This window comes from Bacillus sp. Brlt_9 (assembly GCF_051948935.1).
Classification (GTDB): Bacteria; Bacillota; Bacilli; order Bacillales; family Bacillaceae_G; genus Bacillus_A.
Genome location: NZ_JAYJLO010000003.1, coordinates 58,408 through 81,649 on the forward strand (window position 1 = coordinate 58,408; position 23,242 = coordinate 81,649).

Annotated in this window: 31 protein-coding genes; 27 read left to right on the forward strand and 4 right to left on the reverse strand. The window is 31.2% G+C overall.

Features of this window, described 5'->3' with window-relative positions; all coding sequences use genetic code 11:
• The first annotated feature begins 121 nt into the window (after positions 1-121).
• A complete protein-coding gene (locus tag VF726_RS12525; protein WP_440168468.1) occupies positions 122-430 on the forward strand; it encodes a hypothetical protein in 309 nt (102 codons plus the stop codon).
• A gap of 1,649 nt (positions 431-2,079) precedes the next feature.
• Here VF726_RS12525 and VF726_RS12530 read toward each other — a convergent pair.
• A complete protein-coding gene (locus VF726_RS12530) occupies positions 2,080-2,442 on the reverse strand; it encodes a hypothetical protein (RefSeq protein ID WP_440168470.1) in 363 nt (120 codons plus the stop codon).
• Positions 2,443-2,933: 491 nt separating this feature from the next.
• On the opposite strand from VF726_RS12530, the gene VF726_RS12535 reads away from it, so the two are divergent.
• The gene (locus VF726_RS12535; protein ID WP_440168472.1) at positions 2,934-3,092 is read left to right on the forward strand and encodes a hypothetical protein; all 159 of its coding nucleotides are present in this window, start codon (positions 2,934-2,936) and stop codon (positions 3,090-3,092) included.
• Positions 3,093-3,557: 465 nt separating this feature from the next.
• On the opposite strand, the gene VF726_RS12540 is transcribed toward VF726_RS12535, so the two are convergent.
• Positions 3,558-3,920 carry a GNAT family N-acetyltransferase gene (locus tag VF726_RS12540; RefSeq protein ID WP_440168474.1) on the reverse strand — a complete coding sequence of 121 codons (363 nt, stop codon included), beginning with the start codon at positions 3,918-3,920 and terminating at the stop codon, positions 3,558-3,560.
• A gap of 163 nt (positions 3,921-4,083) precedes the next feature.
• Between VF726_RS12540 and VF726_RS12545 the strand changes: the two genes are divergently transcribed.
• The 21 genes from VF726_RS12545 (at position 4,084) to VF726_RS12645 (ending at position 19,022) form a co-directional block, all read left to right on the forward strand.
• Positions 4,084-5,352 carry a Y-family DNA polymerase gene (locus tag VF726_RS12545; RefSeq protein ID WP_440168475.1) on the forward strand — a complete coding sequence of 423 codons (1,269 nt, stop codon included), beginning with the start codon at positions 4,084-4,086 and terminating at the stop codon, positions 5,350-5,352.
• A gap of 18 nt (positions 5,353-5,370) precedes the next feature.
• Complete coding sequence (locus tag VF726_RS12550) at positions 5,371-5,742, forward strand: YolD-like family protein (RefSeq protein WP_440168477.1); 372 nt, start codon at positions 5,371-5,373, stop codon at positions 5,740-5,742.
• A gap of 141 nt (positions 5,743-5,883) precedes the next feature.
• The gene (locus VF726_RS12555) at positions 5,884-6,297 is read left to right on the forward strand and encodes a hypothetical protein (RefSeq protein WP_440168479.1); all 414 of its coding nucleotides are present in this window, start codon (positions 5,884-5,886) and stop codon (positions 6,295-6,297) included.
• Positions 6,298-6,527: 230 nt separating this feature from the next.
• The gene (locus VF726_RS12560) at positions 6,528-7,613 is read left to right on the forward strand and encodes a hypothetical protein (RefSeq protein ID WP_440168481.1); all 1,086 of its coding nucleotides are present in this window, start codon (positions 6,528-6,530) and stop codon (positions 7,611-7,613) included.
• A 117-nt stretch (positions 7,614-7,730) separates the two neighbouring features.
• Positions 7,731-8,894 (forward strand): hypothetical protein, encoded by a 1,164-nt coding sequence (locus VF726_RS12565; RefSeq protein ID WP_440168483.1) that lies wholly within the window; start codon positions 7,731-7,733, stop codon positions 8,892-8,894.
• Positions 8,895-8,940: 46 nt separating this feature from the next.
• Entirely contained in the window at positions 8,941-9,381 is a 441-nt protein-coding gene (locus tag VF726_RS12570; RefSeq protein WP_440168485.1) for a hypothetical protein, read from the forward strand.
• Between the two features lie 26 nt (positions 9,382-9,407).
• Positions 9,408-9,839, forward strand: a complete 432-nt coding sequence (locus VF726_RS12575) for a hypothetical protein (protein ID WP_440168487.1) — start codon at positions 9,408-9,410, stop codon at positions 9,837-9,839.
• Positions 9,840-10,143: 304 nt separating this feature from the next.
• Positions 10,144-10,569: a hypothetical protein gene (locus tag VF726_RS12580; RefSeq protein WP_440168489.1), complete on the forward strand. Its 426-nt coding sequence runs from the start codon at positions 10,144-10,146 to the stop codon at positions 10,567-10,569.
• Positions 10,570-10,836: 267 nt separating this feature from the next.
• Positions 10,837-12,132: a methyltransferase gene (locus VF726_RS12585; protein WP_440168491.1), complete on the forward strand. Its 1,296-nt coding sequence runs from the start codon at positions 10,837-10,839 to the stop codon at positions 12,130-12,132.
• A gap of 45 nt (positions 12,133-12,177) precedes the next feature.
• On the forward strand, positions 12,178-12,396 hold the full coding sequence (locus tag VF726_RS12590) for a hypothetical protein (protein ID WP_440168493.1): 219 nt from the start codon (positions 12,178-12,180) through the stop codon (positions 12,394-12,396).
• A 244-nt stretch (positions 12,397-12,640) separates the two neighbouring features.
• Positions 12,641-12,970, forward strand: a complete 330-nt coding sequence (locus VF726_RS12595; protein ID WP_440168495.1) for a hypothetical protein — start codon at positions 12,641-12,643, stop codon at positions 12,968-12,970.
• 83 nt (positions 12,971-13,053) lie between these two features.
• A complete protein-coding gene (locus VF726_RS12600; RefSeq protein ID WP_440168497.1) occupies positions 13,054-13,629 on the forward strand; it encodes a hypothetical protein in 576 nt (191 codons plus the stop codon).
• Positions 13,630-13,815: 186 nt separating this feature from the next.
• Positions 13,816-14,622, forward strand: a complete 807-nt coding sequence (locus VF726_RS12605) for a hypothetical protein (RefSeq protein ID WP_440168498.1) — start codon at positions 13,816-13,818, stop codon at positions 14,620-14,622.
• 141 nt (positions 14,623-14,763) lie between these two features.
• Positions 14,764-15,471, forward strand: coding sequence for a hypothetical protein (locus VF726_RS12610; RefSeq protein ID WP_440168500.1), 708 nt, complete (start codon positions 14,764-14,766; stop codon positions 15,469-15,471).
• A gap of 212 nt (positions 15,472-15,683) precedes the next feature.
• Entirely contained in the window at positions 15,684-16,364 is a 681-nt protein-coding gene (locus VF726_RS12615; protein ID WP_440168502.1) for a hypothetical protein, read from the forward strand.
• 63 nt (positions 16,365-16,427) lie between these two features.
• Positions 16,428-17,081, forward strand: a complete 654-nt coding sequence (locus tag VF726_RS12620) for a hypothetical protein (protein ID WP_440168504.1) — start codon at positions 16,428-16,430, stop codon at positions 17,079-17,081.
• Positions 17,082-17,148: 67 nt separating this feature from the next.
• The gene (locus VF726_RS12625; protein ID WP_440168506.1) at positions 17,149-17,778 is read left to right on the forward strand and encodes a hypothetical protein; all 630 of its coding nucleotides are present in this window, start codon (positions 17,149-17,151) and stop codon (positions 17,776-17,778) included.
• Position 17,779: 1 nt separating this feature from the next.
• Entirely contained in the window at positions 17,780-18,082 is a 303-nt protein-coding gene (locus tag VF726_RS12630; protein WP_440168508.1) for a hypothetical protein, read from the forward strand.
• Positions 18,083-18,119: 37 nt separating this feature from the next.
• Positions 18,120-18,272 carry a hypothetical protein gene (locus VF726_RS12635; protein ID WP_440168510.1) on the forward strand — a complete coding sequence of 51 codons (153 nt, stop codon included), beginning with the start codon at positions 18,120-18,122 and terminating at the stop codon, positions 18,270-18,272.
• 24 nt (positions 18,273-18,296) lie between these two features.
• On the forward strand, positions 18,297-18,437 hold the full coding sequence (locus VF726_RS12640; RefSeq protein WP_440168511.1) for a hypothetical protein: 141 nt from the start codon (positions 18,297-18,299) through the stop codon (positions 18,435-18,437).
• 156 nt (positions 18,438-18,593) lie between these two features.
• Positions 18,594-19,022: a hypothetical protein gene (locus VF726_RS12645; RefSeq protein ID WP_440168513.1), complete on the forward strand. Its 429-nt coding sequence runs from the start codon at positions 18,594-18,596 to the stop codon at positions 19,020-19,022.
• Between the two features lie 190 nt (positions 19,023-19,212).
• On the opposite strand, the gene VF726_RS12650 is transcribed toward VF726_RS12645, so the two are convergent.
• Positions 19,213-19,581 (reverse strand): hypothetical protein, encoded by a 369-nt coding sequence (locus VF726_RS12650; protein WP_440168515.1) that lies wholly within the window; start codon positions 19,579-19,581, stop codon positions 19,213-19,215.
• 211 nt (positions 19,582-19,792) lie between these two features.
• Here VF726_RS12650 and VF726_RS12655 point away from each other — a divergent pair, with 211 nt between their 5' ends.
• Both VF726_RS12655 and VF726_RS12660 read left to right on the forward strand, forming a co-directional pair.
• A complete protein-coding gene (locus VF726_RS12655) occupies positions 19,793-20,068 on the forward strand; it encodes a hypothetical protein (RefSeq protein ID WP_440168517.1) in 276 nt (91 codons plus the stop codon).
• A 144-nt stretch (positions 20,069-20,212) separates the two neighbouring features.
• Complete coding sequence (locus VF726_RS12660; protein ID WP_440168519.1) at positions 20,213-20,494, forward strand: hypothetical protein; 282 nt, start codon at positions 20,213-20,215, stop codon at positions 20,492-20,494.
• A 417-nt stretch (positions 20,495-20,911) separates the two neighbouring features.
• On the opposite strand, the gene VF726_RS12665 is transcribed toward VF726_RS12660, so the two are convergent.
• Entirely contained in the window at positions 20,912-22,090 is a 1,179-nt protein-coding gene (locus VF726_RS12665; protein WP_440168521.1) for a DUF2341 domain-containing protein, read from the reverse strand.
• Positions 22,091-22,383: 293 nt separating this feature from the next.
• Here VF726_RS12665 and VF726_RS12670 point away from each other — a divergent pair, with 293 nt between their 5' ends.
• Both VF726_RS12670 and VF726_RS12675 read left to right on the forward strand, forming a co-directional pair.
• Positions 22,384-22,767, forward strand: coding sequence for a beta barrel domain-containing protein (locus tag VF726_RS12670; RefSeq protein ID WP_440168523.1), 384 nt, complete (start codon positions 22,384-22,386; stop codon positions 22,765-22,767).
• A 39-nt stretch (positions 22,768-22,806) separates the two neighbouring features.
• Positions 22,807-23,220 (forward strand): hypothetical protein, encoded by a 414-nt coding sequence (locus VF726_RS12675; RefSeq protein WP_440168525.1) that lies wholly within the window; start codon positions 22,807-22,809, stop codon positions 23,218-23,220.
• Positions 23,221-23,242: the final 22 nt, after the last annotated feature.

Genomic DNA, 23,242 nt, shown 5'->3' on the forward strand with positions numbered 1-23,242 from the left:
AAACAAAAAGTAAATCATTATTCTCGTATTGTATTGTCTTGAACGTAAAAGTTCTTTTTATTTTTTCACTTATTAGGTCGATTTGACGTTACAATATTGAAAAATTGAAAGAGGGATTTTAATGAATACAATATTAAAAAATGAGAGTGCTAAAAAAGTAATTGAAGGAGCAATGCAAGCAGAATTCGATGGAGAGGGTAGAGAGTATGATCTTAAACGCTTCTCTGAACGTCTTGCGTACTTAAACGAATGTATCGAAAATAACGAGGGGCAAATCACACTTAAGGAAATGGACTTATGGGAAATAGTTGTAGATGCCATAGATGATATTTTAGAACTATTTGGATATAAAGTGGATGATAGTAAATCTAATTATGATGAGCATATTTGGGTGGCTGTAAAGAAAGAGATAGTAGAGCCTAGAGCATAATTAGAAACTACCATATAAATAGCTTTAAATACAAACAAAATGACCTATCTAAGTTAGATAAGGTCATTTTATTTGTATGATTATAATAAGGTTTCCACACCTGAAATGAGCGAAGTTAGAACTACAGCGGATAGCTTTTCCTTCACAAATTAATTATAAAAAGGTTATGGTAAATATGCAAATAATAACCTCTTAGCTGATTGTATATCTCAAGTTTGTATGTAAAAGGGAGATTTTTTGAATAGAAATGAAATAAAAAATGACCAATCTAAGTTAGATAAGGTCATTTTATTTGTATCATTATAATAAGGTTCCACACTAGAAATGAGCGTCCTCATTCCCATTATGTATTAAATTAGACTAGCTACAGCGAATAGCTTTTTCTTCATCAATTTATTATAAATGTAATATTGAATTGATGCAAATGATAACTATTCAACTGTTTGTATACATTCAATTTACCATTAAAACGGATATCTTATATATATAAATAAAATAAAGAATGACCCTCATAGCGAATGATGGCCATTCTTTAATTAAACGAAATGATTTAAGGCTAAAAAAAGAAAAGCGGTATATCTTTTTTTAGGCAATGAAATGTTCAGCTACAGCGAATAGCTAATTCTTCATAGTTTGATTATATAATACTAGTTTAGTTGGGTCAATTAAGAATTGACTATATATTGGTGTGATTCTTACTGGTAATTATATCTATTGTGTTTTTGAGCTTGGAAATTTCCATTTATATCATATTCTCAAATAGATTAAACTACCTTAGTTTTAATATGTGAATATAGTTTTAAGGTTTTCGTATTAAAATTATAAAAAACACTCTCTCCTAAACAGAGAAAGTGTTTTTACTCGAGAACTCTTATTTGATTTTCGAACTACTGTGGAGAATTTTTATGATAATTATTTGTGCGCTATAATTATCTTTAAAGTAATGTAGTGATTGTTATGACTCCTTAATTATATGATTAGGAACAAATAATTGCAATATATAATTTGAATACAACATTATTTAGATGCTAAATTCCGAGAATTATTCATAAGGAGCAGTTAAATGAACAGAGTAAATCTTTTAATGGCCTCAATACAGGTGAGGAGTAAAGTCGTTATAAAAAAAGATGATAAGGACTTTGTTGAGCTAATGAATTCAGTTTCGAAATTTCTTAGTAATTATAGTGTGGATCATAGCACCTCTGATTATTCTAATCGTGTAGAAATTTCAATGGAGTGGGATTAAATGTATCAGAGTAGGTTAACCGAAATGTAATTGTTTTAGTATTTTTGCTATGTTACAATTAATCTGAAGCAAGGTTTTGTTATGTAACTTTTTGTATCTACCTATATAAAAAGTAGAAGATATTTTTATCAAATCTTGTTTTCAGAAGTGTATTATTTATGGCTGAAGAAGCGTATTAACCTCTTAAAGACGACGGCAATCGTCTAAGTGGGGCGCAAGTGTTTGGTCACCTTGCGTTTAGAATCCCGTTTTTGCGGGTGGTTCTAGTATGGCATCGAAACGATAGGATTCGTTCCGATGCTTTTTTATATTGCTTGAAACTTATTGGTTGCTACACAGTACTTAATCTAAGTGGTCACAAAATATTAAAACACCCTAGAATGTTTACTAGGGTGTTAATTCATTAACGAGTTATTATTATTCCAATCTCTTCAATTTCTTTTCTAAGTGAATGGAATTCCTCTAGGAATTGCCTATTTGCAGGAGCAACGGCCATAATTACAAAATCATTGCGCTTATTTATTTCTTTTGTTTTCTTAGTAATTGATTTACTGATTTCATCTGTAATTTCATCAGAGATTATTAGTAAGTCTATATATGATTTTTCAGTGGATTGATCACCGCGAGCCTTATCGCCGTGAAAAATTGTATTAGCATTAACCTGAGAGTCTACATATTCTAGTAATTCTTTAACGCTTTCTTTTTCAGCTGATGAGAGGTGATTCAATTCATTAATACTTGCTTTCTTAAGTGTTGCGATAACCATATTTCTCACTCCTTGATATATTTTTTCTATTTTAATTCGAGTATGTATCTATACTTCTAATTATAAACGAAAATATCCTCTTTTCGCCAATTATATTATGATAAATGAATATTAAACCATATGCTATAATTTGCGTTGGGATTTCTTTGGTTTTAAATTCCTCTAGTCGAAGTAGAACAAACGATGTATAATAAGTATATGTGTTGTATCTAGTACTTGTATCATAGGCGTATGATTATACCACTAGATTATAAAAGCACCGCGTCTTAAGGCGCGGTGCTTTTTGATGTACTTAATTAAACTGTAATGTGAATATTTGATTTGATTGCCCGCTTAAGTGATTCATTCTTATGATTTGCTTCCTTAATGATAGAGATCAATTTGTTATTATATGTTAGTGCTTTACAAGTGAATAGTGTAGCCAATTGATGTATACAGAGTGTATTTTTGTAAATATTAAGGTTGTAAATTATAAATTAAGGAGGGCTTGTATGCGAAATCATAAAAAAGATATGGAAAAATCGGGTTCTGGTATGAAAACGAATTCTGCTGGAACTGATGCACAGAAAGTAAAACAAGAAATCCAAAATGATGTAAGTAGGGGACAAGGAGCAATGACTTCCAGAGAAGCTGGAGCAATGCGCGATTAAGAGTAAGAAGTTATCCTGCGTTCCGTCCGATTTCTGAGTAAAGAAATATGCGCATTTTTAAATTAAAATATAAAAAATAACCTTTCCTAAATTAGAAAGGTCATTTTTTAGTCATATATTTATTAATCTGGAGAGATTATTATGAGTTCATAACTAGGCCAATAGTTATGAGACAAACTAGATAATATTATTATAGCTGTCATCTTAAAATGATGTCAAACTATAGATACCATAAGAAAGCAAATAGTGAAAAATGAACACTTTAATTTCACTTTAAATATTGTTATACTATTAGTAGTGAGATGATGACATATCGTTTGCAATTGCCGTTGCTAACGAACAAACAAAAGTTTTGTAACTCCTTTACTTTTGTTTATAACTTTTATTTTTAATTAAAAGATTGCCGTCGTTAAAGTGGTTTTGAAAAATGACTCTTCGTTGAAGGGTCATTTTTTTGTTTATTTTTTAATAGATATTGATCGCAAAAGGAATTAATTCGCCTTCATCGTCATCATCAGCTTCAATGTAATCATTGAATTTTTCTTCATCAAATTTAGCTTTAAGTTTATGCCAGAAGTTTACCGCGCTATAAACTGATTCACCGGTTATCCTTGTAATTCCAGGAATGCTTTTCAATATATTTATATAGATTTTTCCGTGTCCTTTCTTTTGCCACTCAGGTGAAAGTTCAATATTTTCGATATATATTTCGTTTCCACCTTCATATAAATTGGCAAATCCGATAACTTCACCTTTATATAATAAATTAAACTCCACTTCGTAATCTCTGACGATTGAGTGTCCATCTAAGTTCCCGTAAACGTTCATTGTGTGTAGACCTCCGTTTTTTCTTATTATAGGGAAAATCTACGGTTTTTTTGAAATATTGTTTTTTTACAAGATTCCAATGGAAAGTTATAAATTTCCTTTGAATAAGAACGTGTGTTTCGTATATAATAAGAACATACGTTCCGAACAAGGAGAGAGGAAAATGTTCGATTATTCTCGATGCTCTAACCGAATCATATTATGTGTTGATTTGAAGAGTTTTTATGCAAGCTGCTCTTGTATTTTGAGGGGACTCGATCCATTAAAGGTGAAGCTAGCTGTCGTAGGGAGTACGGAAAGACCGGGTTCCGTCGTTTTAGCTGCTACTCCTTTACTTAAGAAAATGGGTATAAAGCAAGGTAGTCGTATGTACAATATCCCTAAAAGAAAAGACATTATTGTCGTCAATCCAGCAATGGCCACGTACATAAAAGTATCAACATTAATAACAAACATAGTACTACAATACGCACCGGCTGAAGATTTCCACCAGTATAGCATCGATGAAATGTTCATTGACGTCACTCAATCGATACATTTATTTGCTAAATCACCAGGGGAAATGGCTGCTCGTATTATAAAGGATATTTATTCGCGTACAGGCATAACAGCTACAGTCGGAATAGGACCTAACCTATTTCTCTCAAAGGTTGCGCTTGATCAAGAGGCGAAAAAAACAAGAAGTGGTATTGCTCGTTGGACGTATAATGATGTACCAAAAAAATTATGGAAAATACATCCCCTAAGTGAAATGTGGGGAATCTCTACTAAAACCGAAAAGAAGCTAAATGCTATGGGTATTTATAATGTTGGACAGTTAGCAAATCACCCAGTGCATCAACTAAAAAAGAAATTTGGCATTATAGGTGAAGAATTATACAGGCACGCTAATGGTATAGATGAAAGTAGAATTTCTGAACCATATAAACCTGCAAGTACTTCTATAGGGAAAAGCCAAATATTACTTCGCGATTATACAGATTTACACGAAATTCAAATGATTATACTAGAGCATTTAGAAGAAGTATGTTACCGATTAAGGTCCCAGAGTAAGTTAGCAAGAACTGTACAATTTAGTATTGGGTATAGCAAAGACTGGGGAGGCGGATTTTCTAGGTCCTGCACTATTCAAAAAGCTACGAATTTAACGATGGACTTTTATCATATATGTATGAAATTATTTAAAGAATCTTATACAGGTGAACCAATAAGGAGTGTTTCTGTTTCGCTTACTAACTTTCAGGAAGACGGAGAAATGCAATTGTCATTATTTGATTTTGATGACCAGTGGGAGAAAAAACAAAAGCTTGCCTTTACAATGGATGAAATAAGAAGGAAATACGGTAAAAATAGCATTTTAAGAGCAATCAGTTATGCACCAAGTTCTACCGCGCGCCACAGAAATAATCTAATTGGTGGACATCAGGCTTAAATGAGAGGAATGGTAATTATGGAAAGAGGTATGAAAAAATGGCGTCCGTTCGCGGCAATGCCTCAACAGTTCACTGCTATTCAGCAAATGATAGATAATCAAACTAAAATATCTAAACCGATACTAGACGAGGATCAACTAGAAGAAAATAATCGCATATTAATCGAAGCTTTAGAAAGAAACCCAAGTATAAGAATTACGTATTATAAAGATGGCCGATCTTGTTGCGAAGAGGGTCAAATTATAAAAATAGATCCATATCAACAACTTCTATATATGTTGGATTGTTTCGAGTTTAAATGTAAGTATCCATTACATAATTTAATTAAGGTTGAGTTGATTGAGGACAATTCTTCATATGATATAGGTAGTTCTAATCGTATATTTTAATTATTAGTTTCTTAATAGTGAAACAGCCAAACTAGAGTGGTTTGCTCTAGTTTTTTGCTTTTTTCTGATATAGCTTTTATATAGGAGTATAATATTTGAAACCTTTTAAGGAAAATAAAATATATGCTAGGAGAGATAAAAATGAATAATACAACTATTAAAACACTTGGTGATTTTGAAATGTATACGATTGTTTACAAATACAATGATAGTATCACATTTTTAGAGGCAGGTGATTTAGATAAATTCTCTGGAGAAATGGAAGATGCAGTTCGCATTTATGAAAAGCGCGCAAATATTTGTCATAAAGATTTTGCTCGAATTGATGATTCAAAAGAGGGTTTATGGTATGTATCGCAGATTAATAAAGATGGTTTTCATTTTGGTTTTGAATTTAAGACTGCTGGTGAAGTAAGACAAGCATTACCTGAATTATTAAAAGATGCTGATGTCGATGATAACGGTAGCCCAGAAGGATACGTTGTTATTTATGGCCCCGATGCAGAATTGGTAGACCTTAATCAATGGAAATCAAAAGATAAAAGTAAAAAATAAACATAAAAAGCGGTGTGTAAACTATACACATTGCTTTTTTTAGTCTGTATGGAAAAAACTTTGGCTATCAATATCCCTATCAATAATTAGGTGCAATACAGTAATTGGATTATGAACTAGGATGCGGACACTGAAGTTTTTTCTTTTTTTTCAAAGTTATTTAGTTATTCGAGTATACTATTTGTATTAAAAAGGAAAGAAAAAAACATATATATTGGGAGAGATACATAATGAAAAAAACTACATTAACAATTGAAGAGATTTTAAATTTAAATTACAAGGAAAACGAATTTTTCGTTAAGTTTTATGAGTTACATATGTTCAGAGAATTGGCTGCATTACAAAAGACAGTTTGGGGTGGCGGAGAGACAATAAAAAATCTTAGCATCAGAACATATGATGAACATTGTGTTGAACTGTTTGTATTTGCTTATAAAGGTAAACCTTTTGCAATGAGTCAATACAAACGAGAAAAAGAAGATGATGTTTACAATTATTCTTACTGTTTCCGAAATGAAACGATCTTTAATAATGCTGTTTATAAAGAAGTTTTAACTGATTTTATGACGCAAAGTGCAAAAACGTTAACAACAAACCTATATGTAGGTCAAGCTGATAAGTCTGGTACTGTTGAATTAGCAATTACAGATGAATTTAGTGAGAAAGTTAATGAAAAAGAATTAAAACGTGCAGAGCAAATAAAAGAAGATGAAAAATATTTATACAGATTGCAAGATATTCAAGATCCAGAGGATTCAAAAGTTGTAACGCTAAGTCAAGCTAAGGAACGTTTGCACAATATGTGGACCGAATTAGAAGCTGATGACCCGCATTCAATTGCAATTGACAATGCAACTTACGAAGAATTAGAAGATATGTGTAAAGGTGTAGATTATTTATTATCTCGCCGAAATATTATGGATGAAACGCAAGATGAATCACATAAGGAATTTGAATTGTATACCGCTGTCATTAAAAAAGAAGATAGTATTACATTCGTAGAATCTTCCTACTTCTCTGATGATTTTAAAGAATTATTAGAAGGTACGGTTCGTACTTATGACGCGAATACACATATTTCTCACAAAGAATTTACTAAAGTTGATGAAAAGACTGAAGGTATTTGGTTTGTTTCACAAATTAGTGATGAAGAACATTATGGATTTGAATTTGGAACTGCTGGAGAATTAAAAGCAGCTTTACCCAAAATATTAGAGCACGCTGATGTTGATGAAAACAATAATCCAGAACCATTTGTTGTTATTTATCCACCAGATGCTAAATTAGTAGATATTCACAAGTGGCTGTCTAACTAACTAAAACAAAAATAAATTTAAAAGCAGTATGTACTTATACATATACTGCTTTTATATTGGACGGAATTACATCAGCAAATATATAAATGATAGTGATATAAAGGGGACAACTAGAAAATGACTACAGAAAATACATTTCATCAAACGACAGCAAGCGAAGGTACATATATTGGAGTACGAGGTAATGATATGAAGGCCACGCATAAGATATTGGAGAAAATCTTTAATCTTATGCGTTCGAGAGGTTGGAAAGTGCAAACTGATCAAAAAGTGCTGGAGGATTATCCCTCAATAGCTAAAGATCACTTCGAAGGAGAAAAAGGAGACCTGAAATTTAAATCTCACCGTTATCCAGTAGGGTTTGAAATAGAATTTTATCAAGATGTAAATATAATAAATCGTAATGGCGGAAAGTATGACTTTAAAAAATTGAAATTGATGCCCTACTTAATTCGATGTCAGTTTTTAGCTGAATTAAAAAATATATCAAAGTTACTTGTAGACTCGGGATATGAAGATACAAGTAAGCCAATTTTAAAGACAGCGAAAGAAAAGGTAGAGTACCACATTGGTAAGTCAATTTCTCCTGAATTAGATGATAAAAAGATTGCATCATATGACGCTGAAGATAAAGATGGAAAGAGAATACATAATGGAGAAATTAAATACTTTAGGGATCATAAAGGAAGATTGAATAGAGGTATCGTGTATCACAACACAAATAATATGTGGTGGACTGTATTAAATAAATATGAGTATACAAATCTTGCATCCTTTGAATTATTCGATTTAGATTCAGAAGAAAACAGATTAATAAAACTGATAAAACCTTCAGGATTTCATAATCCAAAATCAAGAAAGTTACCAACCGAAGAGCAAATAGCGACCTGGAGCAAAGCGGCCAGAAAAACAACTAAAGAAGTAAGGGTAGATCAAGTGAATGCTTTTCTTTCTTGGTTGTACGATATAGATTGGGTTTCGAGGAAGTTTCAATTTTACATTAAGGAAAGTAAACGTCTTGGGTTGCAAGAAATAGAAAGTAACTCTTTTGGAATACATAAAACATTTGATAAGCCTAGAGAACTTAGATTGTATACCAAAGATTTACCAATGTCTTATACAGAAAGTAGTTGGATTAAAAATTTAAGAGAATATGTGGTTTATGGTAAACCGACTATTAAACAATGGTTTACAAATGATAAAAATGGGTACGGAAAAGATTCGTATGAATGGCCAGAAGTAAGGGAGAAATTATGGAAAATAGGCGCTTTAATTAGCTAAAAAATACATAATAAAAAGAGAGATATAAAGAGAAAAGGGTGAAGTTATGAAGACTTATATTTGGGTTAGAAATATAGATGGAAAACTATTTCAGATCTTCAATACGAATGATGGAGTGCTTGAACTTGGAAATAAATTGAATTACGAGTTACTCGGGTGTGATAAAACAGATTTAATTTATTACGCTCATATGATTGGAAGAAATTTACCGGATTCAAGATTAACATACGAAGTGATTCATCAAACAAATGATGAAAAAGAATCTTTAGAGATTAAAAGAATTATCGAACTCAAGCTTAAAGAAAAATCTGAATTAATGAAGCGAAAGCAAATATTAAAGAAGATGTTAAGAAAATCATCAGATAAAGAAAAAGAAAGTGCAGTAACTTTCTTAATACAAGATGTGGAAAGTGATATTAGGAATATATATTTTGAAATCTCTATACCAGAAATACTTGAGGGGATGAAAAAACAACTTCAAAATTAATACAGGAATAAGGAGGTATTCTGAGTATGAATGTACCTAAAAAAGTGCAATATGCCTTCTATAATAATATTTTAGGAGATGTATATATTGACGAGAAGGACAAGCTAGAAAACAGAGAGTATTTCGAAGAATTTTCTAGTTGGGTAACTAGCAAAGACGTAAATAAAAGAGAAAAGTTTTGGTACGATATGGTCATTGATGTAACGAGTGAAGTGATAGAAAGAAGATATTACATTAAACAAGAAGAGTTAGATCTTGCTATTAGAATCTTTAACAGAAAACCACTTGCAGAGAAAAGAGAAGTTGCTGATAAGTATGGTTGTAGAATAAATGAGATTAGTGATTTGTTCAAAGCGACCGAAGTGTATATCGAATGGTTTAATGAAATGTACTGGCGAACAGTAAAGTATATTGATGTTGAAATTTGGAAAAAGGACTCAGGTATATTATTGAAATAAGTAGTAATCTAGTTAACTATAATAAATTTATGTAAGCTAACTTTTTGAGTTAGCTTTTTCAAATTCTATTTATCAAATTATCACTGAAAATTCAGTGAATTATACATCATACAAATATTTAAATGTATATCCGGGAATAAGAGTATATATATGAATATATATTAGATATCATTAGTAAATATTAGTGTATTTGAGAAAAATGTAGAAATTTGTAAAAAGCTAAGTCTCTTAAGGGCAAAATAAGTTGGTAAAATAAGGTTATGGATTTTATATCCAAATAGATAGAAAAAAAGGGGATGTTTTTGTGTTTAAAAAGATGTTTAGAGGAGCTACAGTAGCAGCAATTGCGGCAAGCATATTTACTGGGGGAAGTTCTGCTTACGCAGTAACAGGACAAGATATTTCTATAACAAAACCATCAGGTTCTAACTATGTTTCAACTAAAGATAGACCAGCAGGACAACAATATATAAATGGTGCTGGTGTAAACGGAATTGTCTCTGGTGAATTTGTTTCAGGTAGTGGGGAAGCATATGTGACTGTTTGTAAAGTGAAAACAGGTCCATTTGGTGCAGCGGACGAATGTAAATTAGCAATTGAGTTTAAAAGTCATAATAGAGGGGAAATCTATTTAGAAAAAAATGCCTTGTATTATATTAAAGTTAGTACTGATTACGCGGATAATTCAAATAAAGCTGTAGTTAAAGGATATCTGAGAAATTACAAGTGATATAAAATAAAAAAATGAAGAAAATTTAATTTCAATTAAAGCTATTCTCTTTGTTTTCACTTACTGAGAGAATAGCTTTTTATTTTACATTAGTTTAGATGTAGATATAATACCCACTTTGATACTATTGAAATTCTCCAACTTTAAAAACTACATAATAAAAATAAATAAAATCCCCAAAATTTACTTTCCTTACTGTAAAATATTTAAAATTTACGGGAAAAGCATTGAAAGTACTATTTCATTGCTATACAGGAGGAAATAGAAATGATTGCAACATTACCAAATAAACAAAATGAAATGAACAAAACTTTCAAAGCAGCTATTAATAAATTACGTAAGGCTGCATTTACTCTTCAAAAGAGTATTGATAAAAAAAGGGAGCCTAGATTAGAGAATACTTATAGACGCGCTACTATGGCAGCAAACATTCAAAGAGAAGCAGATCGATTAGAAAAACTTCAAAGAGTAATGATAGATATTGCTGAAGGAATTGAGAAAGAAGAAATTCAATATTTAAAAGGTATTTCTACTAAAGTACAGGTTGAAAAATTGGTAAATGAATACAACCGTCTAAAATATCGTGCAAAAGTTGGAACATACGACTCAATTACTGAAGAAATCATTAACAATTCTTCTTTACCAATGCCTAGAATATATCTTTCACAATTAGAAAGTGTATTAAAAGAGCTCGAAAGAGACTTCCGCTTTAAGGATCGTACTATTAAGGGCGCTGTGGATCGTGTTCTTATAGAAATCGGATTGCATATGTTGCTAGATGGTGGTAATCATATGTTTAATCTATATCCTGTTCTAGAAGAAATGGAAATACTCATTCCTATAGCAATTAGTAATCATAATGCTAAGTGGTATGCAGAGAAAATTAAAGAGGAGATATTAGAATTTAAAAGAATGCTATCAGCTGGTATTAGTAATGATGAGGAATTTAAGGGTGCAATGAAAGAATTACGATTTATTTTATCAGGTGCACAAAAAAGTCCGGAGCAAATAAAGAAAGAATTGCTTCATAGAAAACAAAATGAAGTAGCTAGAATGAAAATCCCTGGTTACTTCCCAACACCAAAAAACATTGTAAAGAAAATGTTAGAAGAAGCTGAGATTTCTAGTGAAATGAAGGTTTTAGAACCAAGTGCTGGTGCTGGCCATATTGCTGAAGAAATTAAAAAAGTAAGTACTAATCTTGATGTAGTAGAATTTTCAATGACATTAAGAGAGCTATTAAAGGAAAAAGGATTTAATTTAGCTGGCCAAGATTTCTTAGAAGTTAAGGACTCTTACGACCGAATTGTAATGAATCCTCCTTTCGAAAAAGGTCAAGATATTGAACACGTTATGCACGCCTTTAGTCTTTTGAATCCTGGTGGAAGACTAGTATCAATTATGTCTGAAGGACCATTCTCTAGAAGCGATAAACAAGCACAAGCTTTCCGAGAATTCTTAGAAGAATCAGGTGGTATAAGTGAAAAATTACCTGAAGGAGCATTTAAGGAATCTGATCGCTCAACAGGTGTGAATACGCGTCTTGTGGTAATCGATAAATAAGTGATAAAATAATATAGGAATTAGAAAAGGAATGGTGTAATTAGAATGTGGAATTTTGAAAGAGGTTCAGCGACATTTGCTGTAGTTATTTTTGCTATTTTAACTATGTATCAAACATATAATTTAGTTTATGTTGATAAGAGTGAAGATTATATATTTAGCTTTATATTTGCTATTGTAATGTTTCTACTATATAGCATTCAGCTAATAATGGTCTTCAGAAAAAAACAAAATAAAAATGAACTTATAAAAACTAATAAATAAACACAAAAGACTCTCGATAACGAGGGTCTTTTTCTAATAATCTCAATTTAAAAAAGCACTCTAACAACGTAACAAAAAGGCCTAATTTCTCAAAATTATCTTGTTAGAATAGGCCTTTTATTATGCAAAATATATAAACGTTCTCAATTCGTCTTCCTGTCTCTAACACTTATTTTTAATAGGGAAAATAGTAAGTAGATGTAATAAATAAACATTCTTCTATTATATGAGGGGAGGGTTCAGGATGGATCCCTTAACAGGTTTTGTTGTTGCTTGTATCCTTTTACTTACTGCGATAGTGATTAAGAAAACACTTCTAAACTCGATTAATTCTGTAGGTACTACTAAAGACTACTCCGCTGGGGAATACATTATTTCGAGAGACTACGCTCGGTTTGAAAGAGTTATTGATAATGAAACAATTTCTTTAATTGTCGGAGGAAGAAGTTTTCATTACAAGTTTAAACCAGGTGTAAAAATAAGAATGTGGGATTTAGAAATAGTATTAAATTCGTTAAGCTTAGAAAACAATACTGTGAATATCTCTATAAATAAGAAAGATAGACATAATTGATGTAAAGGTGAATAATAATCTGACATAAGTACGTTCTAGATGTTAAAATATGAAAGATGGATAATAAGGAATGAGGGGTAAATATGGGGGAAAAGTGGACTGTCTTGCTATTAGTTGTCTTATTATTATTAACTGGATGTAGCTTTAATGAAAGTGAAAAATCCAGTAAAAAAGATGATAAAACATCTGATACATCAACGGAAAGTAAAGAAGTGGTGAAGGAAAACGATACACCGGCTAAAGAGCCAATTGCATCTGATACCGAAATAAGAACTAAATACCTTGATGATATGCATAAGGAATTAAGTTATTTGTATGCAGCTTTAAAAGGTTTACAAAATCATATTGATGTTAGTAAAACAGATAAAGAGGTTCCAAAAACGGACCTTTGGAAAGATGGAATGAACAAAGGATATAGTGCTGTTGAAAGTGTGAATACGAATATTAAAACGTATCCTGAAGATAAAATACCAAGTGAATTAAAAGAAAATCATAAAAAACTTGTAGAAGGATTAGGTCTACTTGTAAAAAGTAAAGAGTTTCTAATACGCGGCATACCAGAAAATAGTGAAGAAGTTATTTCTACTGGGAATATGTTTGTAAAACAAGGAACGAACTTAGTGGATCCTGCAACAAATTTCATTTTAGATCAAAAATAATAAAACAAAGAAACCGATTCTATTAAGAGTCGGTTTTTTGTTTTGAATAAATTTTAACGGTATTAAATTCTTGAATGTTTTATTCAGAAACAACCAGTAAGTATACCTCGCTAAATAATGTTTTTTTCAATCGGCTTTAAATATTGAGTAGAATTATAAAAAAGAACTGAAAAGAGTGAGAGCAATATGCAGAAAGTTTACTATCACATTACAACTAACTTGGAACATACAGGGAAATTCGAACCGCGTATTCCTGAGAATGCGTTTGAATTTGAAAGCAAAACGTTTAATAGAATCTGTGTTTCAGATTCAATCGAAGGATGTTTTAATGCTGTGCCTTGTCTAGATGAATTTAGTGCAGACGGAATTGGATACTTTAAAGTTTTTGAAATTGTACCAGAAGAACTTGGGTTAACTGATAATGATATAGTGGGTCCGGAATACCTATATAAAAATGAAAATATGCACGATGCGTTAATTACGAATGAACATTGGATTACAAAATCGTTTCAGGTGCCAAAAGAAAAACAGACAGTATGTAAAATGTCATTTTTTGAAGAAACAAGCCGTGTAATTATACCTTTTACATTAGCTGAGCAAATTAAAGAAGACTTCTCTAAGGAGATAGTAATGTACAAAAGAGAAAGACTATTGGCTACTGAAGATACAATTAGTTACAATGATATCTTTATGTTTTATGAGGAAGAATTAGCTGATCGAAAACTATATGAAAAGTCATTATTTAGTGTACCGGCCGTATATGACCTGGAGTTTTTTAAAGAAAAAAGTGAAGATGTTCAAGAGTTGTGGTTTTCAGGTGAACAATTAACTGACGTATTGGAATATGTACAATTTAACTTCCCTGATTTAACAGTAAACAAAGAATGTGAGGGAGAGTTTTCAATAGTTATTCCTGCTCATACCAATGTTAAGTCTATATTCTTATACGACTATAAGAATAATAAAAAAGCACTAGATAATCTATGTGCATAACAAATAAAGAAGAAAAGCCGATTCTTATATTTGGATCGGCTTTTTAATTAGGAACAATTTAACCTAAATCCGCCTATATCTTCTTGTAGCAGCTATACTCTAAACAAAATAACAGAATTAATCATTGGAGGAAAAAAAGAAATGAAAAATAAAGAAGTGTCACAAGTAGAAGTAAACGGAACAACGTATAAAATTGGAGATTTTGTTGTTGTGAAAGGACATTCTATTGAAAAACACACTAGAGTTATACGTATAGATACAATAATTAATCCTTATTTAAACTATGTGTGTGAGTGTGAAAATGGTCAAAGTATATTCGTTATTAATGCACTATACATTGAAGGTTTAGCGACGGTAGAGCAAATACAAAATGAGCTAGTGTTTAGGGATAGACAAGAACTATTATCAGCTTTTGGAGAAGATAAAGGGATAACAATGACATTTGAATGGGCTTCGAATATATGTACTTTAGCACTAGATAATGACTCCTCATTTAAACCTAAAATTAATGATTTATTTACTTATGATAATGGTGATGGTCGATACAGTATCTCTCTTGTGTACGATGAACCGGATCACGATGGTGAGGTTGCTGGGTATTTAGGTCTTAATTATAGTACTTATATGAAGGTTTTATTAAAGTTCAATGGTAAACCAGAAGCAAATTTAATGAACTTCAATCCTAAAAATGTTCATCATACTACAGATACTTGGTTTGAGAGCGAAAAAGATTGTGAGGATTGTATTCAATATATCGAGAGTTATATGCCTAGTAGATTGGTCGAAAATGAAAAGCAAAACTACTCTAAGAAAAAGTATCAAGTTATTCTAGGTGGAAAAAACAATTGAAAGTGAACCATTAAACGGAATTTGTATATGATTATAGAATTATAAAAAGTGAATCAAATGATATAAATGCATAAAATATAAAGCGAAAGAAACCGATTCATATTTGGATCGGTTTTTTAATTTGGAACGATTTAATCTAATTTCGCCTATATCATCTAGAATCATCTATACTCTAAACAAAATAACGGAATTAGCTATTGGAGGAAAAAGAAATGAAAAATATAGAAGTATCACAAGTAGAAGTAAATGGAACAACGTATCAGATTGGTGATTTTGTTGTTATAAATGAAATTTCATTGGAAATGCATACTAGAGTTATTCGCATTGATAAAATTGTTAGACCTCATTTAAGTTATGTATATGAATGTGAAAACGAACAAGATATTTTTGCGGTTAATTCGTTACTCATTCTCGGTTTAGCTACGAAAGAACAAATAATGAATGAGATACATTACAGAGATAAAAACACTTTGACAAATATTTTTGGACTTGCTTCAGATGATACTGATGATGATGCTCAAATTACTTATGCGTGGTCATTAGATAATATAGAAAACCTTGTGGAAGGTACATCACATATTAAACCTTCACAAAGTCCTTTGTATGTCTATCACGATATCCACGGTGATTTCTCTACAACCAACGTAGAAACAGGGGATTATTGTATTACCATTGAAGAGGATTGTCCCTATCACGACGGAGAAATTGCTAGATATTTAAATCTTGAATATGAAGATTATATTAAGGTAGTTTTGCAGTTTAATGGGAAACCTAGATTGAATGTGCTGCAATATGCTGACGACGATATACATCATTCTACTGATACTTGGTTTAAGAATAAAAAAGATTGTGAGGATTGTGTTCGATATATCAAAGATCGTATGGAAAGTTAAATAGATCAACTTAAAAAGATAAATTCATTCATTAGGAAAAAACAATTCAGGGAGGAAAGAAAAATGAAAAATAAAACAATGAGAGAGATTACAGTCTCAGGAAAGACTTATAGTATTGGAGATTATGTTGTAGTAGAAGGACATTCTATCGGAACGCATACCAGGGTTATTCGCATAGATAAAATCGTTGAACCATACTTTTGTTTTGTATGTGAATGTGAAGATGGAAAGGATATTTTCACTATTAACTCACTATACATTGCTGGTCTAGCCACGAAAGAGCAAGTGGAAAATGAATTTAAGTTCAGGGATAAGGAAATCTTAATGAGTACTTTTGGAAAGGTTACAGAAGGTCTTATAAGCTACGAATGGCCACTAGATAATTTTGAAAATATCACGGAGGGTACTTCATATATTAGACCTAATGATATTCATTTAGCTCTTTATCACGACACTCGCGTCTATAGCAATACGATTGGTGATTATTGTATTACCGTAGAAGAAGACTTGCTAAGTCACGATGGGGAAGTTGCTACCTATTTAGGTATAGACTATGTTGATTTTATAAAGATAGTATTACAGTTTAACGGAAAACTGCTGCCAAATCTAATAGAATATAATTCGAATGATATACATCATTCAACTGATACTTGGTTTACAAATCGAAAAGATTGTGAAGATTGTATTCAATATATTAATGAACTTATGGCTAGTTAAGCTAGTTTAAATTTATAGGTCGTATGTATTGTGAAAAATAACAAATCAAATTTTGGAGGAATGGTTGATGGGAAATGTAACAATAAGCGAGATAACTGTAGACGAAAAAACGTATCGAATAGGTGATTACGTTATGGTGGAAGGGCATTCCGATTTAAATCACAAAAGGGTTGTTCGTATTGATAAAATTATAAGTCCATACCATACCTTTGTGTGTGAATGCGAAAACGGAGAGGATATATTTATTGTGAACAGTCTTTTCATTGAAAGACAAGCCAAACCAGAGGAAATAATTAAAGAAATGAATTATAGGAACTGTGCCTATTTATCTGATACGTTTAGTGAAAATGTTGAGGATTATATAGGGTATCAATGGGGAGAAATCAACAAGCTGTATCCTGTTGAAGAAAAAGACATCAAGCCGAAAAAAATGAAGTTATTTACCTGTGAATTTTCCGGCGAATATCGTATTGCTATTGAGGAATCTGCTCCTTATCACGATGGTGAAATGGCGCATTCTTTAGAAATTCATTACACAAGTTACATAAAAGCTTTACTAAAATTCAATGGATATTCTACTCCTAATCTAACAATATATGATTCTAATGACTATGAGCATTCCACTGATACTTGGTTTGCAAATAGAAAAGATTGCGAGGATTGTATTCAATACATTGAAGAACATATGGGGGATTAAGATGGAACAATCAAATGTTAAGGAATTGAATGTAAATGGAGATACATACCGCGTGGGAGATCACGTTGTAGTTGTAGAATGGAATTATACATTGTGGTGTCAAGAAGATAGAGTTGTTCGTATTGATGATATTGAAATTGATCAAAGTCATTTTTATGAATATGAAAACGGTGATAAGAAGGATCCGATTCGTATATGCATTCCTGAAATAATTATAAGACACGCTACTGTTGATGAAATAAGAAGTGAAATGGAGAAAAGAGAAAAAGAATTTTTAATGGATGCCTTTAAATCGGCAATATAATACCTATATTACAAACTAACAAAAGGAAGTGGCCATATTGGAATTTATAGAAAAAATGTCTAATGAGAAATTATTAACGGAGTTTGAGTGGATGATTAATAGGCTTAGAAGCTACAACACAAATGAACAAGAAGCATACAAAGAAAAATTAAAAGCCGAGATACATAAAAGAATGAAATCGAATAATTAAATCTTCACAAAGGAGACTTATATAATGAACAAACAAAATGCAGCGGAAATAGATGATTACCTTTACGTTTGCAACAACTGTCAAAATATACACGAAGATGAAACCTTTAGTTGTGAAATGTGCGGGGGAACAATCCGTACAGAACATAAAGGGGATATAGAATAAAAAATATAAATTAAAAAAGCAATATGTAGAATGCGTATTGCTTTTTATTATTTGCATTATGTAAATTACGAAAAAACCTAAATTGTATTTTGAGTTATTTCTTCACTTCCTGTCAAAAAAGAGTAAAATTTAAAAAACAATAAAGGTGGCATAAATATGAGCGTATATGATTTAGGGAAACAAGAAATTACTTATTTAACAAATTCTCAAGGAGAAGAAACTAACAATGCTCCAATACCAGAAGGTGCATATGAATGGTACGAGAGACTTAATTGTACCTCTACCTGGCTGTTCTATCTTGTAAAATGGAATGGACAAGTTGGGATGTTGGCTATTGATGAGTTAAGTTGGGATGTTGAACCGGAACATATAATTCCAAATTGGATAGGTTTAACTATGTATGAAATCAGTGATAGATTAGATGTAGTGGCTAAGAAAATTGATACCAGCATTAACTTCAATGTCTTGTTAGGGAAGAACACAGGTTTTCTAGGAAAACACGAAATGTGTATTTGGTTCCCGACTGGTACAACTGGTAATATAATAGAATCGACATTAAACGAAGTCGAAAGAATAGGGTATTAATAAGTAAAATAGTAGATAGTAAAAAGATACTTGATAATAAGTATCTTTTTTCAATAATAGATATAAAAAATACAACTTAAGTAAGTGTATTTTGTTTGATTGGGTATTTATCTAACTTGAATAAAAATATGCACTAAAAAGCAATATGTAGGGTACATATTGCTTTTATTTTTATATAGATAATTTGTTATTAGAATACGATGAAATCTAACTTTTCTTTTCGGCCGATTTCCACTGCTTGTATTCTATTTAGTGTTCTATCAATCTTCCCAATGCGTCCCCCAGACCAGAATTCAAGTATTCCGAGAAGAGCAGAAGAGTTCTCATCATAGCTACCAATAACTGCTTCTCGATTCTCCTCTCCAATCATATTATCTAGGTTTTCACTAGTGATTTCTCTTTTTGTGAAGCGATCTTCTAACATCATAGTACTAACTTTATCGTTTTCAGACTCATAAGCAAATGCATAGCCGTATTCATTAATGTCTAAAAAGAAAATGACTGAGAAGTCTCCATTATGTTTTGCAATCTCTTCTAGTACTGGTTGTAATTTATCCATTATTAAAATCCCCTTTATTTTCATTTTTAGTATTATAATCGGGATTTTTTATAGTAGGAAAAAGAAACAAATTAACTCTTCAATTACACAAATCGTAACGAGTGCTGCCAATAAAATGTTTTACTATTTTCTCAAAAAAATAAAATGTCTGCTAAAATTCATACAGTATAAAAGACCAATATTAGGTTGTAACAAAAGGAGAGATATAAAAATGATGATTGAAAACTACAAATCAAAAAATCGAACACAAAAAGAAGATATAGAGTTTAGACGGGCGTTATTAAGTAAACACTCCCAGCTAATGCAAATGTACCGCCGTAATGGTAGTATGGAAAAGGCAAACGAACAGTTTGAGAGTGTTAAATCTCTCTTCACCTATTTGAATAATATAGGAGAAACAATGTACTATTATACTTTAGAAGAGTTTGAAAGTGATTCTAAACAATTTGAAAAGTATAATTCTGATAAAAAGGTTTTGACAATATAAACGCCACAATAAGAGTGATTTGTTCATATTATTGCGAATAATGATAGTCTATTTGATGAATAGTTAAACTAAAAGAAGATTTTGAAGGTAAAAACGATAAATGAATTCTTAAATTGAAATATGAATAAAAGGAGAATGATAGATATGTCAGAGTTTTATTTAAAAGAGGCAATAGGTGCGATAAATACACATTTGAAAATGGCAAATGATTTCGCTATAGAAGATGGTGATGGGAAAAAGGTAGTGGAATCTAAGTGGTACTATCAAATTGATGGTGAAGACCTAGTTGCGGCTGTTACTTCTAGAGGTGAGGAGATAGAGTTACGATTTACAAAAGAAGAGTGGAATTGTCCAGAGGCTAATATGCTAGGTAATTCTAAATTAGGCGGTTTTGTGAACAGTCTGATAGAGAAATATAAATTTTAAAAGCAATATGTATTATACATATTGCTTTTTTGCTTTGTTAAGGTTTCTAATTACAAGTATACGGATCAGCTATTTACCGACATAATTTCTATGGAAGTGAAAGAAATAACGATGATTGCTATGAGGGGGTGATTCTAAACAATTTGAAAAGTATAATTCTGATAAAAAGGTTTTGACAATTTAAACGCCGCAATACGGGTGATTGTTCATAAAAGAACGGAAAATAAATAAATTATAAAAGCAGATGCATACTATAAAATCATCTGCTTTTTCTATTGCTAATTTTTTGTAGGAAAATGTAATCTATTTTATTGTGAACTACACATCGAATTGCATTTTTCTTCTTCTAAACCGAACCTGTTACTATTCGTGTAAGTTATTTTTAGGGTTTCTATGTACTATGTGGTTTTAAGAAAATTATTTAGTAATTTTTGTTACGGTGGTTTTGATATCATTCCCTGTTCTAATTACAAGTTGATCGTATTCAACTGTACCAGTATGGGGACGACTAGAGTTTGCTTTAAAACCTATTTGTAAATATTCTGATGGTGCTTTCATCCAAAATTTAAAGTTAGTGTAGGGTGTGTTAGATGGATTAATCCAAAAACTATCGTAAGAACCTGTTTCCTTATAATATGAACCAAAAGGATTATAGTATAATTCGTAATCTACAAATTCTCCCAAAGAATAATAAGGTCTCGCAGTCGGACCTCCACAATTATTTTGTGTTGGGCCTGTAATACACAAACTCAATGAAAGGCCTTTTTCATTCTGAATATTTATATAGCCTACAGTATCATTTCTTACATTCCAACCATTGGATGCGCTTAGTTGTTTTGTATTAAGAATAATTCCTCCGTTAAACCAAGTATCCTTATCATCAGTGCTTATAACGTTTTGTCTAACCCATATTGCTTTCCCATTAAAATCGATTTTATTTTTCAATTCAATTAAACTATCTGTCATCCTTAGTTTCCCATCCTTTATAGTTATATTAGCTTTATAAATATCAGGAATAAGCCAAACTGTAGGATCTAATGGTTTATTAAAGTCTTCATAAAGATCGAATACTTCTTTAGGGTTATTTGTATTTTGAAGATTGTTCCCACTTAACAATGTGAGTTCTTCGGTTAACATTTCATCTACTTTGACCCAAATTACTGATTCACCTTTTGGGTTCCATTTCTCAATGTATCTTTTAAGTTGATTTTTATTTCCGTCGATAAATGAAATATCGGACCCATCAGCTTTTGCCTTTGAATAGTCGAAATTAGAAGGAGAAAGAGCAACACGAATTTGATGATTGTCAAAATACGTTGGTTCCTCAAGCATCACTTTATATTCCGTCTTTTGCTCAGGGGTAATAACGCTGCCACTACCGTTGTTATTATTCCCTATATTGGACCATTTATCGTCTCCATCAGATGGTTTTCCTGAGATACCCTTATCAATATTATGAACCGAATCGTTGTTCCAAGAAACCAAATTAGAGCGTAGAGATGGGAAAATTAGGACACTGCAAATAGCCATTGCACATAATAAAATTAAATACTCTACTAGTCCGCCTTGTTCGTCACTTAGAAATTTTTTGAACATAGCATCACCTCCTAATATCTATATAAATAAAGTTCTTATATATTCAATAACTTTAACGAAAAGATTCATTACAAATTAAATAAAACCCACTATTTAAAGTAGGGTTTTTGAAAGTAAAATGAGCAATTAATTGCTTTACATACTCAGTAAATAATCTTTTGTAAGTAAAAGTAATTATTTTCATTTATTCATTTAAACTAAACTATAATGTTTAAGGTGTGTTTCTAAAGAAGATTCAGAATGAAATTTGAGAGTACTATTTAGACAATAATAACCTATAAGGAGAATTTAAAATGAGCGTTCAAAAGCTAAATCAAGAAATGAATAAGGAAGAAGTTAGTAGAGGTTCTCTAACGTCTAAAGATTTTAAAGTAGGACAAACAATTTGGATTAAAGTAAAATGGCATAAACGAGACACAGTACAAGAAGGAAAAATAACAAAGGTAGGTAGATTATATGTTACAGTGAATAATCAATTTGAATTTACTATTAAAACGCTAAATTTAAAAAACAATAGTGGATACGGACGATTGTTTTTATCTGAAGATGCTTTTGAAATTGAAGAGAAAACAAAAGAAAATTTGAAAGAAATACGAAATCTCACACAGAATTTAAAGCCTGAAGAAATAGGTTTACAACAGACCGAAGAGATCTTAAAGATACTGCATTCAAAATAAAGATGGATAGAATAGAAAAGCTTATAGGAGTGAATTGTTTTGATTAACGTTCCAAAGGAAGTAAAAGAAGGACAAATGGTGGTAAATCTAGATTACAGTCGTTGTGATTTGGGAGTGCCGTATATGGTCGATAAAGTTTTTGCTGAAGAATACAACCCCTTGCATAGCTATCATCCATATGGACAGCCATCAATTCGATTAGTAGAACCACTAGAAAAGCATATAGGTGAGGTTGTAGTACGTTACAGTACAAAAGAAGCATTCGTTGTAAAAGTAAGAATCAAAGAATTCGAGTGTAGAACTGAAGCCAACTTAGTAATTACTAAAGAGGATGCTGAAAAGATAGGAATTACTAGTCTGGATATAGCAAAACAGATGATGCCTAAAATGAAGGGTTTCGTTTTAGCGCAAATTCACAAACAATATCCTCACTATTGGGATCTAAACTATTAATAATTGATTAATCCCTATATAA